The organism is Chitinophaga niabensis (assembly GCF_039545795.1).
GTDB classification, from domain to species: Bacteria; Bacteroidota; Bacteroidia; order Chitinophagales; family Chitinophagaceae; genus Chitinophaga; species Chitinophaga niabensis_B.
In genome coordinates, this window is record NZ_CP154260.1 from 6,895,818 (window position 1) to 6,911,945 (window position 16,128).

A 16,128-nucleotide genomic window follows, 5' to 3' on the forward strand; every position below is an offset into this window, starting at 1 on the left:
TACTAGGTGAATAATTTTGCCTGTCTCGGTTCTCTTTTCTTCTTGTCAGGTTAATTTTTTACGGGCCAAAGTATAAGGACTTCACCAAAACCATGTCCACAAAAGGAAGATGCGCTCCTCCTTTATCCTTTCAATATTTAAAGTAATAACGAAAATACCAGTTGCCAAAATGCCAAAAGACCGCTTAACCCTGTTATCGGGAAAAGTGGTTAGATCAGTTGACGGATTGTTTTTTCAAGTTGTGCTAAAATCAAATTTTCCTTCTCCTCTTCAGGCGAAGTAAGCAAAACAGTCGTTTGCCGGTAAGATTATTCCAACATTCAAATTCTGATGGGGATGGACGAGAACCGGCGTCTGCCGGTTAGGATAGTACAGGGCGGCATCCGGAGCCTTGCTTACCGGGGCAGCAGGGCCGGGCCATCTGCCAGGGATATTTGACTTCATCTTTTCGATAATGATTAAATACTACAACAACAACACATGAATATAAAAGTAAAATAGCAATTAATTTCAAATTAAACTATAATCTTCTTCTTTATTTTAATCATATCGCAAAAGTAAGGATAATATGATATTATGAATAAAATGTATGTTGTAACACATGCTTTAAACTTGGTGTAAAATTTGCGCTGAATTACCTGCTATCTTTTAGATTTGTAAGATCAATAATAAACATATGCATAAAAGAGAATTCCTCAAAGTGGCCAGTCTGGCCGGTTTAGCCGCAATGGCTGATCCAAAAGGATTGTTTGCCGCGGAGAATAAGAAAGCCCTGTTAACGGAAAAAGCACCCTTTACGCTGCCTGCACTTTCCTATGCAACTGATGCGCTGGAACCATATATCGACAAAATGACGATGGAGATCCACCACGATAAGCATCATGCCGCCTATGTGAAGAACCTGAACGATGCGCTTAAAGGTTCCCCGCTGGAAGGTTTGGAACTGGAGCAGATCCTCGCAAAAGTGACCGCTAAGGAAGCCGCTATCCGCAACAACGGAGGAGGGCACTTCAATCACAGCCTTTTCTGGACCCTGCTGGGTGCACAGAAAACCACTCCTTCTGCAAAGCTCTCGGCTGCTATCAATGCCAGCTTCGGCTCATTTGAAGCATTCCAGACAAAGTTCAACGATGCGGCTAAAACCCAATTCGGTTCAGGCTGGGCATGGCTGATCGTGAAGAAAGATGGTAAGCTGGCCGTGATCAACACCCCTAACCAGGATAATCCCCTGATGACGCAACTGGTGAAAGAAACCGGCAAACCCATCCTGGCACTGGATGTTTGGGAACATGCTTATTACCTGAAATACCAGAACAAACGCCCTGATTATGTGGCCGCCTTCTGGAATGTGATCAACTGGAACGAAGTAGAAAAGCGGTACGATGCCGCCAAAAAATAAAAAAAGCCCCAATGTACCGGGGCTTTTTTGTTATTTCCTTTTGAAGAATACAAATCCATTCTTTTCACCCGTCACCTCCAGGTTGGGATGTGCCCGCCAGGGAGCTGAATCCTGGATCCGGCAGATAAAGTAAGCCGGTTTATCAATGGGGCCTTCCAGCAACCATTTATTGTCTTTCTGATTATCCTTATAGTATGCAGTATCCCCGCCGGGCTGCTTCCTGGTATAATAAAGATGCGCATAGCTGTGATAGCTCAAAGGATGCACATACACGTCTTTCCCGATAAACGATTCAAAATATTCAATGGCTGCACCCTGTGAGAATTTCTCCACTTTGGGTACAAAGTTCAACACTGTTGCTTCCAGTATAAAGATGGTACTGATGAAAAGGCAGAGCAGGCCCTGTTTTACTTTTTTGTTAAACAGTAATACGCAGCTCACAATCACCAGTATCATATAGCCAATCCCGTAACCCATTTCCCCGAAGCTGAAATGCACATCTGCTTCCAGGTTGGCCCGCGCAAAAGGATCGCCGATATGAGGAATGAGTTCATGTTTGTAAATACCCACCAGTGGCAGTAAGCCAATGGCCAGGCCCAGGATGATCCCTATCACCATGATGATGCTGATATTCCAGCCTTTAAGGCTGAACCTTCCTTCCAGTAACCGGTAGATCTGTAAAGCCGCGAGGTAACTCAGCGGGAAATAACAGAGGGAAGAATAGTGAACGATCTTTGTTTTAACGATGGAGAACAGCAATAACACTACCCAGAATAACACCCACATCCATATCCTGAAATCTTTGGATTCACCTGATTGCTGCAGGTAAATGGATTTTGTACGGCTGGTTTGAAAATAACTGAGCAGGAAGATGCTGGCCGGGAAACAACCTATCAGCAATACGATCCAGTGATAAAAGAATGGCCCGCCATGCCCTGCATCCGGTGTGCTGAAAAGCCGCCACTGGTAAACAACAAATTCATTCACAAACCACCATCCGTGTGCGGCTATTTCATAACCAAACCACAAAGCGGTGGTCAGTAAAGAGAACACCATGATCAGCAACAGGTGTACGATCTTTATCTGGATGCGGAATTTGTTCACGATCCAGTAAACCAGCAAGGCCAGCACAGCAATAAGGAAAGCAGCAGGCCCTTTGGTGAGCACTGCCAGCCCTAAGAAGATACCACTGAAAATAGCCATGCGCGTAGGTTTCGCAGACCATGATATCCTGGAAGCAAAGTATAATGCAACGAAAATGAAGTAGTTGAAAGTAGGATCTATGATCCCGGATTTAAAATAGAAATGCGGTAACCAGGAACCGGCATACACGATTGCCCACCAGATGCCGAACTTTTCATCTACCTGTTTTTTACCGATATGAAAGAAAGTAAGTAACGTGGCAATCCCAACAATAGCATTGGGCAGGCGCGCTGCAAAATCATTGATGCCAAAGATGTTCATGCTGATGGCCTGCATCCAGATAAATAAAGGAGGCTTTTCCCAGAATGGCTGAAAGTCTATCTGCACCTGGGAGTAATTGCCGGTAACGATCATTTCTCTCGCAGCTTCTGCAAAATTGATCTCGTCCCAGTCGAACAGATGCACAGCACCCAGGAAGGGAATGAATAACAGGGCCGCAACGATTGCGATCAAAAGATACTTCATCAGGATGTACGATTTATGCTTCTCTATTGTTGAGATGCTAAGTTCGCAAAGAAACCTTAATTATTCTGTTATTTATATATTTCACGCAGAAGGTGTGATTACCGTGTTGTGGATACACGTAGTTCCCGGTGTCTGACTCTTTCTGTATTCAAACAACCAGTAAACAAGCGTACAGCATAAAGTGCCGATAATGCTGCCCCAATATACATCTGCGAAGAAGTGCTGGCTAAGATACAAACGGGAGTGTGCCGTGCTCAGTGCAAGCAGGAACAACGCCCAGCCCATTTTCTTATTGCTCCACATCAATGTAATGAAACAGTACATGGCAAATGCCGTAGAGGTATGGCCCGAAGGAAAGCTCAGTCCGCTATGCACACTGATCCAGGGCAGGATATGAAGAATGGAGGGATCCGGGAAATAGGAGATAGGCCTGGGTTCACTGAATGCGCGTTTGAGGAACTGCACGATGAGTGTTACCAGCAGAAAAGCAGCAGCACCCATAAAGAAATTCCGCCACTGGCGCTTAAAAAGGAAGAAAGCAAGGATCAGCCCGAAGAGCAGGCCATTACCCACATAAGTACTGATGGTGACCAGGATATCCGCAACAGGATTATGTGTACCATTCACTGCAAGGAACAGCTGGTCCTTTGTAAATATCGTCAATAGGGCTCCGCCAATGATCAGCCATAGGAGGAATGGGATAAAAAAATAACGGTTCTTAGCCACCAGTGTTGCCAGTGTTTTCAGCATGCGTTGTAAGTTGTAGGTCCGTAATGTGTGTGTTAACTATGCGCTTATTTCGTGTTTATTTCGTTTTCTCTGGATATATTGTTTAAAACGTTTGTATGATCTGTAATAAAACTCCTGGTTGAACAGGTTGGAATCGTTCATGGCTTTTACCACAAGGAAAATAGCAATAGGCAGCAGCACTATATTGGCCAGCCACATCCCACTCCAGGTGGCCATCACATCATTCCTGGCCATTTTCTCCCCCAACATAAAGAATATATTGAAGATCACAAAGAATATAACGGCAAAAACGAGCGGAGTACCTAAGCCACCCTTACGAATTATTGAACCAAGTGGTGCCCCGATGAGGAATAAAACCACGCAAGCCAGTGCCAGCGAGAATTTCCGCTGCCATTCCACTTTAAAAAGAAGTATTCTTTTGAAGTTATCGGAGAAATCTTTTGCGGTGGTAGTAAGGCTGCTTTCTGCATCACGGATGTTGGATTCCACCCTGTCCAGCACATAACGCCTGGATTTTGCAGGGATGATATCATAGAAAGCAGCTGCTTTTAAAGGAGGCGCCAGGGCCATCCAGCCCGTGTCTTTCCATTTGTAGAAAGGGTAACGGGTTGAAATATAGGCGCTTGTAGTACGCCCGAATGTTGAATCCACGCGGTATAAGGAATCGATCCCTTCATCCAGCTGGCGGATATTCAGCATTTGCTGGTTGGAAGCAAAGAGGTCCATCGGTAAGCGGTCGAACGCAAAAGAAGCAAGGTCGAAAGGCATTTTGTATTTCTTGAAGCCTACGCGCACCAGTTCATTGTTGCCAGTACCGCGGGGATCACTTTTGTCCTCAAAGCGCCAGCCGTTCTCCAGTGTAAAGTTCAGGTAACGTTTGTCCTGCGACAATTCCATGAGCCCTTTTTCCGCCAGGATCAGTCTTTCATTCCTGGTACCGGCTGTGCGGTCATAGATCATTACCTGGTGAATGGTTTTATTGTCTGGCTCCTTACGCGCTACCTTGATCACATAACCGGGAATATCCGTGTAGAACACCCCCTGTTTGATATTGAAGGCCGGTTTGGATTGTGTGATATCGTATAAAAGAGATTTTGCGCGAAGGTTGGCAATAGGAATAATGTAGTTGGAAAAAAGGAAGGCACCGAGTGCGATGATACAGGAAAGGATAAACAAAGGCCTGATGAAACGCAGCAGGGAAATGCCGGAGGACTTGATGGCTACCAGTTCAAAACTCTCCCCCAGGTTTCCGAAGGTCATGATGGAAGACAGTAACACAGCCAGCGGCATTGCCAGCGGAACCAGCCCTGCGCTGGTATAAGCCAGCAGTTCTACGATCACCGGTGTATCCAGTCCTTTACCTACCAGGTCATCAATGTACTTCCATACAAATTGCATGATGAGAACAAAAAGCGTCACAAAAAATGTGGCGATAAATGGCCCTATGAAGGTTTTAATGATGAGTTTATCGAGTTTCTTCACAGTTGGTGAATGAAAAATAAAAATGAAAAATGTAAAACTGCCTGATATTCAGTATACTTTTGTATGCTGATGCACAAAGTTAACACGATTCCGCTAAGCTCCACAGTATGGGCTAATCAAAAAAGCGTTAAATTATTCATATGAACCAATATCAGCTGGATAGCAAAGAACTGAGTATAGTAACGGATGCAGCATGGATCTTGCACAAGAACCGGATCATTGAAAAGGTGTTTCAGCTTTTCGGAGCGCTGCAACTGGCCATGGCAGCTGACCGGGTAATATCAGCCTTTCCGGTGGAAGGCGCATTTTCCCCGAAGATCTCTAAGGGAGAAAATTACCAGGGCCTGCCTTATGTGATCCTGGATTATCCCCGTCTTTTTAGTCGTGATAACATATTCGCCTGCCGCACTTTTTTCTGGTGGGGCCGTTTTTTCAGTACCACCGTACATCTCGGCGGAGAATACTTAGTACCGCACAGGGCTACATTGCTGGCTTCGCAAGCGATACTGGCAGCGGAACATTGGTCTGTTTGTATACAGGATGATCCCTGGCAGCATCACTTTGAGGCAAACAACTTCCTGCCTGTAACTTCCCTGTCGCCGGAGCAATGGGAAAGCACAGTGCAAAAGTCTTTTGTAAAACTTGCTAAAAGGTACGAGTTGCAGGATTGGGAATCAATAATTGATAAGGCCGTGGCTGCTTACGCGCCACTGCTTGAATTGCTGAACAGGGGGCCGGTTTAATTGCCGATACGGTGAAATAGGTCTTTTATCTGGTAATTCCATAACTGACTTTGATCTGCCACTTCTTTCTTCTCAGCAAAATCTTTAACGGTAAGTATAGTCATGTTCGTTACTTCTGATATCTGAATACTAAATTCAAAGTATTCTCCTTTGGGGGCGTGTAGCCAGCGTAAACGTATCCGTTCATCTTGCAACTGTTCCAATACCTCTGCTTCCTCTTCTGTGGATCCGTTCCAGGAGAAAGAAAAAACATTATCCCTGAAATCCACTTTGTCCGCAAACCATTCCTGAAGGCCGGCCGGGGTTGATAGAAATTCAAACAGGATACCTGGGGAGCATCTAACCGGATATTCTAACTCATATTGCACTTTCTTTGACATCGCACAGTATTATTATAAAAACTAAATCATCTGCATGCAATTATAGAAAATAATTTAGTCTAACAAAGGAAATTTTGACTTTTTTTTGATATATTAACTAATTCATTATCAAACGTGGTTTTATTTTGAAATATGATCTTTCTGGATTATGTATATACCACTTCTTTATTTGGTTATTTCCCCAATCTTCAAAATTCAAGGTAAAACAGTGGCGATTTAGGGCAAAATAGTATTACATCTTGAATATTCTTGTCCACAATCGATTTAGCTTAAAAAGGATTTAACAGGACTATATTTTTTTTGGCCAGCATCTAAAAAAAGTTATTTTTGTCTAGCATTCTTCTAAATTAACTTTTTTTTAACCTGTAACTGTTCCCGTGCTATGTCAATGCGCCAACTTAAAATCACGAAGTCGATCACCAATCGTGAGTCTCAGTCGTTAGAAAAGTACCTGCAGGAGATCGGCAAAGTGGATCTCATTACGCCGGAAGAAGAAGTGAACCTGGCCATCCGGATCAAACAGGGCGACCAGCGCGCTTTAGAGAAGCTAACAAAAGCAAACCTGCGTTTCGTAGTGTCTGTTGCAAAACAATACCAGAACCAGGGCTTATCCTTAAGTGATCTGATCAATGAAGGAAACCTGGGGCTGATAAAGGCAGCACAGCGTTTCGATGAAACCCGTGGTTTTAAATTCATCTCCTACGCCGTTTGGTGGATCCGTCAGTCGATCCTCCAGGCATTGGCAGAACAATCCCGTATCGTACGTTTACCGTTGAATAAAGTGGGATTGTCCAACAAAATAAGCAAAGCATATTCTCAGTTAGAACAGGAATTTGAGAGAGAGCCTTCTCCGGATGAGCTGGCTACTATCCTCGAAATAAATACGGAAGAAGTGGAAGCTACTTTAGGTGTAGCTGCCCGTCACGTATCCATGGATGCACCTTTCATTGACGGAGAAGATAATTCCCTGCTTGATGTACTGGAAAATCCGAATGCCGTTAGCGCAGATGAGGAACTGGATCATCATGATTCCCTCCGCCGCGAGATCGAGCGTTCCCTTTCTACCCTTACAGACCGTCAGAAAGATGTGATCATGCTGTACTTCGGTATTGGTGTGGAACATCCCATGTCCCTGGAAGATATCGGTGAGAAATTTGGCCTGACACGCGAGCGTGTTCGTCAGATCAAGGACAAAGCCATCACAAAGCTCCGTACCACTTCCCGCAGCAAATTGCTCCGCAACTACCTGGGAGGTTGATAAAGTAGCCATAACATACTGTAAATGAAGGGATCAGGTGCAAACCTGGTCCCTTTTTTCGTTTACAGCGGCTCTATAGTTGTATATCCCTATATCGCTGAAGGCGCATTCCTATAGCACTCTTATAGCATTCCTATATCGTTTGGATATACCTATGTGCCTGCAATGCTATAGGAATGCTATAGGAGCGATATAGGAGAGAGCCGGGATCAGACTTGTTTCAAAAGGATGAGTTATAAGGAAGAATCACGTTTTTTAGGCCCGATCGGCTATCTTTCTTGGTTTTTTTAATTTTTTACTTTTTAGAATGCTTATTTTTGCACTCCGGTCAAAATGCCGGCATCAAGTATATGTTTGAATCATTATCGGAGCGGTTAGAGTCAGCCTTCAAGCAGCTTAAGGGAGAAGGACGCATTTCTGAGATCAATGTGGCCACTACTGTGAAGGAAATTCGCAGGGCCCTGGTGGATGCAGATGTGAACTATAAGATCGCGAAGGAATTCACCGATAAGGTAAAGGATAAAGCCCTCGGAGAGAAAGTGATCACGGCTATTTCCCCCAGCCAGCTGATGGTGAAGATCGTGAAGGACGAACTGGCTGAACTGATGGGTAACACGGAAGTAGAGCTGGATATCAAAGCCAACCCTACCGTGATCCTGATAGCTGGTCTGCAAGGTTCCGGTAAAACCACTTTCTCCGGCAAACTGGCCAATTTCCTCAAAACACAAAAGAACAAGAAACCCTTACTGGTAGCGGCGGACATTTACCGTCCCGCGGCGATCGATCAGTTGAAAGTACTGGGCGGCCAGATCGGGGTGGAAGTATATAGCGAACCTGAGAACAAGAATGCGGTACAGATAGCCGAAAACGCTATCAAACATGCTAAAGCACAGGGCAACAACATCGTGATCATAGATACCGCGGGCCGTTTGGCGGTGGATGAAGTGATGATGACCGAGGTGGCCAATGTGAAAGCTGCCGTGCAGCCACAGGAGATCCTCTTTGTGGTGGATTCCATGACTGGTCAGGATGCCGTGAATACTGCCAAAGCCTTCAACGAAAGGCTGGACTTTACCGGTGTGGTACTCACCAAATTAGATGGTGATACCCGCGGTGGTGCTGCATTGACCATCAAATACACCGTGAACAAACCCATCAAGTTTGTGAGCATGGGTGAAAAGCTGGATACGCTGGATGTGTTCTATCCTGAAAGGATGGCACAGCGGATCCTGGGGATGGGAGATATCACCACCCTCGTGGAAAGAGCACAGGCGCAGTTCAACGAGGAGCAGGCCAAAAAGCTCGAAAAGAAGATCCGCCAGAACCAGTTTGATTTTGACGACTTCAAGGAGCAATTGCAGCAGATCAAGAAAATGGGTAGCATCAAGGACCTGCTGGGAATGATCCCGGGGGTAGGTAAAGCGGTGAAAGACCTCGATATCAGCGATGATTCCTTCAAAGGCATAGAGGCCATGATCAATTCCATGACCCCTGCAGAAAGAGCTAATCCGGACCTTATCGATGGCAGCCGCAGGAAACGGATTGCCAAGGGAGCCGGTAAAGAGATCACCGATGTGAACCAGTTCATGAAGCAATTTGAGCAGATGCGGCAGATGATGAAGATGATGAACAAAATTCCCGGTGGGGCTAAAGGCCTCAAAATGAGAGGATAGGAGGGCGAACGGATAATAAAACAGATTGATCTGTAAGGGATTAGTTTATTATCCATAACCCTTTAGAGATATTCAGCAAATGAAAACATTTTGAGAATTTGAATTTTAGGGCTACATTTGCTGCCCGATTGAAACAATTTTATTCACTAACAACTCGCACCAAATAATTCGACTTATTTATGCCAGTAAAGATCAGATTACAGAGACACGGCGCTAAAAAGAGACCTTTTTACTTTATAGTAGTGGCTGATGCCCGCGCGCCAAGGGATGGTAAATTCATCCAAAAGATAGGTACATACAATCCTTTGACTGTACCAGCTTCTATCAACATCGACACGCAAAAAGCATTACGCTGGTTGCAGAAAGGTGCACAACCTACCGATACTGTTAGACGCATCCTGTCCTTCAAAGGCGTACTTTACCTGAAACACCTCCTGAGAGGCGTTAAACTCGGATTGTTCGATGAACCAACTGCTTACACTAAGTTTGAGCAATGGCAGGCAGATCACGAAGAAAAAGTATCTGCTCGTCGCGAAAGCCAAAAGAGAGCTGCCCGCGCGGTTACTCCGATTGTAAGGAAAGTTGAAGATGCTCCTGCTGCCGAAGCTGAAGGCGATGGCCCTGCTGAAGCGTAATTCATCAAATACCATATTGCAAAAAGGCATCCTTGAATGGCTAATTATTTCAATATCGGGAAACTCGCTGCCGCTTATGGTACAGACGGGGAGTTCATTCTCCGGCACAGCCTGGGAAAGAAAACAGCCCTGAAAGATATCACGGCGGTGTTCATTGAAGAACGGAAGGACAGTTTCATGCCCTACTTCATTCAGAAAGCCAAAGCCAAAGACACAGAGAACACCTATCTCAAACTGGAAGGCATAGATACCCGGGAAGCTACGCGGATATTGATGCAGAAAGGGGTTTACCTGGAAGAAGCAGACTTCAAAGGCCTGGCTTCATCCGCTGCCCCTTTATCCCTCTTAGGTTTTAAGGTAGAAGACAAAGCGGCCGGTGTACTGGGTGAAATAGAAGAGATCATTGAAATGCCGCAACAGGTGCTGGCCAAGGTGATGTTCCAGGAGCAGGAGATGTTGCTTCCGCTGAATGAGCAGACCCTGCTGAAGATAGACAAGAAACTACAGATCGTTTACCTGGAATTGCCGGATGGCCTGCTGGACATCTATTTGGGGAAATAAATAATTGATCATGCGGATAGACATCATTACCGTATTACCGGAACTGCTGGAAAGCCCTTTTGCACATTCTATCATGAAACGTGCACGCAACAAGGGTTTGCTGGAAGTGAACGTACATCATTTACGCCAGTATTCCACCCTTCGCCAGAACCAGGTGGATGATTACCAGTTTGGCGGCGGCGCCGGCATGGTGATGATGATAGAGCCGCTGGTAAATGCCATTGAGAGCCTGCAGAAGGAGGTAACGTATGATGAAGTGATCTACCTGACGCCGGATGGCAAACCATTCAACCAGCGCATGGCCAACGGGCTTTCCCTGAAAGGGAACCTGCTGCTCATCTGCGGACATTATAAAGGCATAGATGAAAGGGTACGGGAGCATTTTGTGACACTGGAGGTATCCATCGGGGATTTTGTACTCTCCGGGGGAGAACTGGCCGCCGCTGTAATGGTAGATGCCATAGGGCGTTTGCTGCCGGGTGTGCTGAATGACGAAACCTCCGCTTTGTTCGATTCTTTCCAGGATAACCTGCTGGCACCCCCTGTTTATACCAGGCCGGAGGAGTTCAGGGGCTGGAAAGTGCCTGCCATCCTGTTAAGCGGGGATCACCGTAAAGTGGATGAATGGCGCCATGAGGAAGCCCTCAGGAGAACAAAAGAGCGCCGGCCGGACATCTTAAGCCATGATTAGCAACTAATTTTTTTAAAAAGCAGGAAAAGGTCTTGGTATTTGGATATAGTTCCTTACCTTTGCCGTCCTATAAATTATTGAAAGATGAACGCGATTTCTTTTGTTCACGAGCAGTTGACTGCTGCCAAACAATTTCCGAAATTCAAAGCCGGTGACAATGTTACCGTTAACTATAAGATTCAAGAAGGTAACAAGGAGCGTATCCAGTCCTTCAAAGGTGATGTTGTAAAGGTTCAGGGTACTGGGTTTACAGCTTCTTTCACCGTGCGTAAGATCTCTGATGGGGTTGGTGTTGAAAGGTTGTTCCCTATCCATTCTCCAAACATTGATTCAGTTGTACTGAACAAAGTTGGTAAAGTGAGAAGGGCTAAACTGTACTACCTGCGTGAGCGTCAGGGTAAAGCAGCACGTATTAAGGAAAAAAGGGTTTAGTACTAATACAGGAAATTAATTCTTGACGGGAGTCCGATGGGCTTCCGTTTTTTTTATGCCTGGTAGAAAAGGGTTTTCAGAAACGGGAAAAGGCCTTCAAAAACGGCAGGATAGTTTATACGGTCCGGCCTCCGGAACATCTGTTTCCCCCGGCTTCTGCGTATATTTTAACGGATTATCACCGAAACAACAATTACAGGGCAAAAATCCTGTCTAATCCGCATCCATCCTGCCTTCGCGCGTATCCTTAAAACTTAATTAAAGTCCTGCGATTGCATTGAAAAACCCCAAATTAAAACCTATCTTTGTTAGCTGAACATTATAAAAACTGAGAAATGACCGCAATTTTCGTTAAATCACCGCTTTTACTTTTTCAAGAACTGGGCATGACTGAACTTATCCTTATCGCATTGGTTGTATTGCTCCTGTTCGGAGGTAAGAAAATTCCAGAACTGATGCGTGGCCTGGGTAAAGGTATCCGTGAGTTCAAAGATGCCAAAGACAACGTGCGCCGTGAGATGGAAGAAGGCATGAAAGAAGGCGAAGTTAAGAAGAACTAGTCGCGTCTCTCCCTCCCATAGAAAGAGTAGAGGATTTCCGTTTTATTAGAGATCTCCCATTGTAAGATTTAAACTGGTTTGGGTTTGACTGAATTCAGCAGTATATCGTCTTTTCAAGAGGCGTTGTATGCCGGAAAAACGACCTGCGAGGCCATGGTACGTTTGTACCTGAGCCGGATTGAGCAGGCCCGGCATTTGAACGCATACCTGGAAGTATTCGCCCAGGATGCTTTGACGCAGGCAGCGGCATTGGATGCGCGTATCCGGAAAGGAGAACGCCCCGGCAGCCTGGCAGGTGTAGTGATCGGCATCAAAGATGTGATCTGCTATAAAGGTCACGAGGTGACCGCCGCATCAAAGATCCTGGAAGGGTTTACTTCTCTATATTCTGCAACAGCCGTTGAGCGGCTGATCGCTGAAGGCGCCATTATCATAGGGCGCCTTAATTGTGATGAGTTTGCCATGGGTTCCACCAATGAGAACTCAGCTTATGGCAATGTGCTCAACGCCCTGGATAATACACGTGTTCCCGGCGGCAGTTCCGGAGGTTCTGCTGTTGCGGTCCAGGCCGGTTTATGCCAGGTAAGCCTGGGTAGCGATACCGGCGGTTCCGTACGCCAGCCTGCTGATTTTTGTGGTATTGTAGGCCTCAAACCTACTTATGGAAGGATCTCGCGGCATGGGCTGATCGCCTATGCTTCCTCATTCGACCAGATAGGCATTTTTGGCTCGAATATTGCAGATGTGGCACTGGTTCTACAAGTCATCGCCGGACCTGATACTTATGATAGTACGGCCTCTCAAAGTAAAGTGCCTGATTATCAAGCTAGTCTCCAACACAATAAAAACCGGAGATTTGCGTATTTAAAGGATGCACTGCATCATGAAGGCCTTGATCCTGAGATGCGTGGGGGATATGAAAGTTTCTTTGAAGATTTGAAAGCAGAAGGACACACCGTAGAAGGGGTGAACTTCGATTACCTGGATTATGTAGTGGCAGCCTATTATGTGCTCACCACCGCAGAAGCCTCCAGCAACCTTAGCAGATTTGACGGGGTCAAGTACGGTTACCGTACCCCTGAAAAGGATCTGGACCTGACAGATTTCTACAAGAAAAGCAGGTCTGAGGGTTTTGGAAAAGAGGTAAAACGCCGTATCCTCCTGGGTACCTTTGTGTTGAGCGCCGGTTACTACGATGCTTATTTCACTAAGGCTCAGCAGGTTAGGAGGCTGGTAGTAGAAAGGATGCAAAAGATCCTGGCTGAATATGATGCCATTCTGCTCCCAACCGTCCCTACAACGGCTTTTAAGATTGGGGAAAAAATGGATGATCCCATAGCTATGTACCTGGCGGACATCTACACAGTTTTAGCCAATCTGACCGGGGTTCCGGCAATTTCCGTACCTTTGCACAGGCATTCAAACGGGATGCCATATGGTATACAGATCATCACGAAGGAGTTTGACGAAGAGAACTTGTTACAAATAGCACATAGCATGTTGCATGAGCAGCAAGTAAACATAGAATAAAACAACAACGCGTATGACGAAAGTCTTTTTATCACTCCTATTGCCGGCTTTGGGGATTATCACCAGTGCAGACGCCGCCAGCAATATGAGCCCTAAGGAGATGGTTATCCCGGGAATTGAATTGTCCGCTGATACCTCAGTCACCCTTAAAAAATCCGCACACCTGCCTAAAGACACAGTGCTGCCCGCTTCTCCTGCCAGCTTAGCAGTGAAACAGGCCGCACAGGCTATGCCCGTGGTCGTTCGCAATCCCAAGGTGTACGAGCAAATGAATAATCACTACATTACCGGATATGTAAATGATTACGCTACCCGTTACAGCCAGCACCTCGCGGTGATGGTAGACAGGGCGGCTCCTTATTTTACCATGATCGAAAAGGTTTTCACTGACCACGGTATTCCCGAGGAAATGAAATACCTGGCAGTGATTGAATCAGGTATGTCCTACAATGCCCGCTCAAGGGTTGGCGCCGTAGGAATGTGGCAGTTTATGAGCGGTACGGCCAGGATCTTTGGCCTTAGCGTAGGAAAGAAAGTGGACGAACGCAAGGATTTCTACAAATCCACCGTGGCCGCCGCTAAATTCCTCAATGAACTGTATGAGCAATTCGATGACTGGTTACTGGTAGTAGCTGCATACAATTGTGGCGCAGGTGGTGTACAAAGAGCGCAAAAGATCAGCGGAAGAAGTGATTTCTGGGGCATCCAGTATTTCCTTCCTGCAGAGTCCCGCAACCATGTATACAAATTCATTGCCACCGGTTACATCCTCGATCGTTTCAATACCTTCTTTGGTGTGAGCGATAATTATGTAGCTCCCGCAGCAAGAATGACCATGCCTGGCGAATACAAAAAAGCAGCGCCACTGTCTGACGAAGATCTCTACAACACCGTAGTTTTCAATATCACCGGTAAATACAAACTGGAAGCGATTGCGAAAAAACTGTCTGTTGATGCAGCAGAGCTGGATAGATTAAATCCAAACTTTGCACAAACGCTGGCAGGTGAAACCAATAGCTACGATCTGAGGATCCCGAAAGATAAAATGAAAACATTCCAGGCAGAGAAAGAAGAGATCCTGAAAGAATCCCTTCAGCTTACACTGGATGATAAAGCTGCCACAGTAGACAAATCGCGTTTCCCCGCTCCGGTTAAAAGACCGGAAGTGAATGCAAACCCTACCAAGAAAAAGGTAGTTGCAAAGAAAACCGCGACCAAGAAAAAGAAAACAACTACAAGAAGAAGATAATTTACTGATTGAAAGGTAAAAGCCCCCGGTGAGGATCGGGGGCTTTTTTTATTTGAATATCTTTACAGCCTACACTATCGTCACCTCAATCCCCACATCTTCCAGTAACTTCTTCATATGATCTGAGATACCTTTATCCGTGATCACCTGATCTACATCTTCAAGCCGGCAGATCCGGCCAAAACCTCTCTTGCCGAACTTGGAAGAGTCTGCCACCACAATCGTTTTTTGTGCCGCTGCCATCATCTGCTGGTTAAGATGGGCTTCGTTTATATTGGAAGTGGTCAGTCCAAATTCCACATCAATCCCATCTACCCCCAGGAACAATTTACTGCAGGAAAAATCAGCCAGGATCTTCTCTGCATAAGTACCCGTAACCGAAGAGGAATTATTCCGTAACACACCACCCAGCTGCAACACTTCAATATCATGAAAGCGGTTCAGTTCCAGGGCAACATGCAGGGCCGAAGTAATGATCATCAACGGCCCGCGGGGCTGAATATGTTGTGCGAGGGCAAGTACAGTAGTCCCAGAACCAATGATGATAGCATCACCCGGTACAATAAGGGAGGCCGCTGCCTTACCGATGTTGTTCTTCTCTTCCCGCCTGATCTTCTCTTTTTCATTTACCGGCTTATCGTTCGTATAAGGGTTTTGTGCAGTAGCCCCTCCATGGGAGCGGTACAGCAGGGCTTTATCTTCCAGTAGTTTCAAATCCTTTCGAATAGTTACTCCCGAAACATCCAGTTCTTTGCAAAGCTCCAGTACATTAATGTAGCCTTTCTCGTGCAACTTGCTCAGTATATACTTATGCCGCTCAGCGATATTGATCATCGGAATATAATTGGGTTCATTTTCAAGGTTAGGTGGAAATCAGATTGAAAACCATCGGATTACTATTTTAAAGCAATGGTTTTCACTCTAATTTACAGCGGATTTTTAGAAAAGCGATGAAAATGTTGGGGAAGATACCCTGAGTTAATAATTAGTTCATATTAGTAATCCCGTCACTTTCAACCCCCTGCGGCTTCTATTGAATATTTCCTCCCGTTCGTATACAAAAGCCTTTTGCGATTACAATTTATTGCCTATTTTGGTTTCGAATTATTATTTATTC

16 protein-coding genes are annotated in these 16,128 nt (G+C 45.5%); 11 read left to right on the top strand and 5 right to left on the bottom strand.

Annotated elements, in window-relative coordinates; all coding sequences use genetic code 11:
• Nucleotides 1–676: 676 nt before the first annotated feature.
• Nucleotides 677–1,399, top strand: a complete 723-nt coding sequence (locus AAHN97_RS27840; RefSeq protein WP_343305337.1) for a superoxide dismutase — start codon at nucleotides 677–679, stop codon at nucleotides 1,397–1,399.
• Nucleotides 1,400–1,429: 30 nt separating this feature from the next.
• On the opposite strand, the gene AAHN97_RS27845 is transcribed toward AAHN97_RS27840, so the two are convergent.
• The 3 genes from AAHN97_RS27845 to AAHN97_RS27855 all read right to left on the bottom strand — a co-directional run bounded on the left by AAHN97_RS27845 (nucleotide 1,430) and on the right by AAHN97_RS27855 (nucleotide 5,299).
• Complete coding sequence (locus tag AAHN97_RS27845) at nucleotides 1,430–3,067, bottom strand: ArnT family glycosyltransferase (RefSeq protein ID WP_343305338.1); 1,638 nt, start codon at nucleotides 3,065–3,067, stop codon at nucleotides 1,430–1,432.
• Nucleotides 3,068–3,148: 81 nt separating this feature from the next.
• Entirely contained in the window at nucleotides 3,149–3,817 is a 669-nt protein-coding gene (locus AAHN97_RS27850) for a phosphatase PAP2 family protein (RefSeq protein ID WP_343305339.1), read from the bottom strand.
• A gap of 36 nt (nucleotides 3,818–3,853) precedes the next feature.
• Nucleotides 3,854–5,299, bottom strand: coding sequence for an LptF/LptG family permease (locus tag AAHN97_RS27855; protein ID WP_343305340.1), 1,446 nt, complete (start codon nucleotides 5,297–5,299; stop codon nucleotides 3,854–3,856).
• Nucleotides 5,300–5,439: 140 nt separating this feature from the next.
• Between AAHN97_RS27855 and AAHN97_RS27860 the strand changes: the two genes are divergently transcribed.
• Nucleotides 5,440–6,042 carry a hypothetical protein gene (locus tag AAHN97_RS27860; protein WP_343305341.1) on the top strand — a complete coding sequence of 201 codons (603 nt, stop codon included), beginning with the start codon at nucleotides 5,440–5,442 and terminating at the stop codon, nucleotides 6,040–6,042.
• Here AAHN97_RS27860 and AAHN97_RS27865 read toward each other — a convergent pair.
• Nucleotides 6,039–6,422, bottom strand: a complete 384-nt coding sequence (locus tag AAHN97_RS27865) for an START-like domain-containing protein (protein ID WP_343305342.1) — start codon at nucleotides 6,420–6,422, stop codon at nucleotides 6,039–6,041. The genes AAHN97_RS27860 and AAHN97_RS27865 overlap by 4 nt on opposite strands.
• A gap of 388 nt (nucleotides 6,423–6,810) precedes the next feature.
• On the opposite strand from AAHN97_RS27865, the gene AAHN97_RS27870 reads away from it, so the two are divergent.
• The 9 genes from AAHN97_RS27870 (at nucleotide 6,811) to AAHN97_RS27910 (ending at nucleotide 15,011) form a co-directional block, all read left to right on the top strand.
• Entirely contained in the window at nucleotides 6,811–7,680 is an 870-nt protein-coding gene (locus tag AAHN97_RS27870) for a sigma-70 family RNA polymerase sigma factor (protein ID WP_074240841.1), read from the top strand.
• A 350-nt stretch (nucleotides 7,681–8,030) separates the two neighbouring features.
• Entirely contained in the window at nucleotides 8,031–9,353 is a 1,323-nt protein-coding gene (ffh, locus tag AAHN97_RS27875; protein ID WP_343305343.1) for a signal recognition particle protein, read from the top strand.
• A 179-nt stretch (nucleotides 9,354–9,532) separates the two neighbouring features.
• Nucleotides 9,533–9,988, top strand: coding sequence for a 30S ribosomal protein S16 (gene rpsP, locus AAHN97_RS27880; RefSeq protein ID WP_074240839.1), 456 nt, complete (start codon nucleotides 9,533–9,535; stop codon nucleotides 9,986–9,988).
• 36 nt (nucleotides 9,989–10,024) lie between these two features.
• Nucleotides 10,025–10,549, top strand: coding sequence for a ribosome maturation factor RimM (locus tag AAHN97_RS27885; protein ID WP_343305344.1), 525 nt, complete (start codon nucleotides 10,025–10,027; stop codon nucleotides 10,547–10,549).
• Nucleotides 10,550–10,559: 10 nt separating this feature from the next.
• A complete protein-coding gene (gene trmD, locus AAHN97_RS27890; protein WP_074240837.1) occupies nucleotides 10,560–11,240 on the top strand; it encodes a tRNA (guanosine(37)-N1)-methyltransferase TrmD in 681 nt (226 codons plus the stop codon).
• A gap of 84 nt (nucleotides 11,241–11,324) precedes the next feature.
• The gene (gene rplS / locus AAHN97_RS27895; protein ID WP_343305345.1) at nucleotides 11,325–11,672 is read left to right on the top strand and encodes a 50S ribosomal protein L19; all 348 of its coding nucleotides are present in this window, start codon (nucleotides 11,325–11,327) and stop codon (nucleotides 11,670–11,672) included.
• A gap of 386 nt (nucleotides 11,673–12,058) precedes the next feature.
• Entirely contained in the window at nucleotides 12,059–12,232 is a 174-nt protein-coding gene (locus AAHN97_RS27900; protein WP_317044478.1) for a Sec-independent protein translocase subunit TatA/TatB, read from the top strand.
• 123 nt (nucleotides 12,233–12,355) lie between these two features.
• Nucleotides 12,356–13,762 (top strand): Asp-tRNA(Asn)/Glu-tRNA(Gln) amidotransferase subunit GatA, encoded by a 1,407-nt coding sequence (gatA, locus tag AAHN97_RS27905; protein ID WP_343308290.1) that lies wholly within the window; start codon nucleotides 12,356–12,358, stop codon nucleotides 13,760–13,762.
• 13 nt (nucleotides 13,763–13,775) lie between these two features.
• A complete protein-coding gene (locus AAHN97_RS27910; protein ID WP_343305346.1) occupies nucleotides 13,776–15,011 on the top strand; it encodes a lytic transglycosylase domain-containing protein in 1,236 nt (411 codons plus the stop codon).
• Nucleotides 15,012–15,080: 69 nt separating this feature from the next.
• On the opposite strand, the gene AAHN97_RS27915 is transcribed toward AAHN97_RS27910, so the two are convergent.
• Nucleotides 15,081–15,845, bottom strand: coding sequence for a DeoR/GlpR family DNA-binding transcription regulator (locus AAHN97_RS27915; protein ID WP_343305347.1), 765 nt, complete (start codon nucleotides 15,843–15,845; stop codon nucleotides 15,081–15,083).
• Nucleotides 15,846–16,128: the final 283 nt, after the last annotated feature.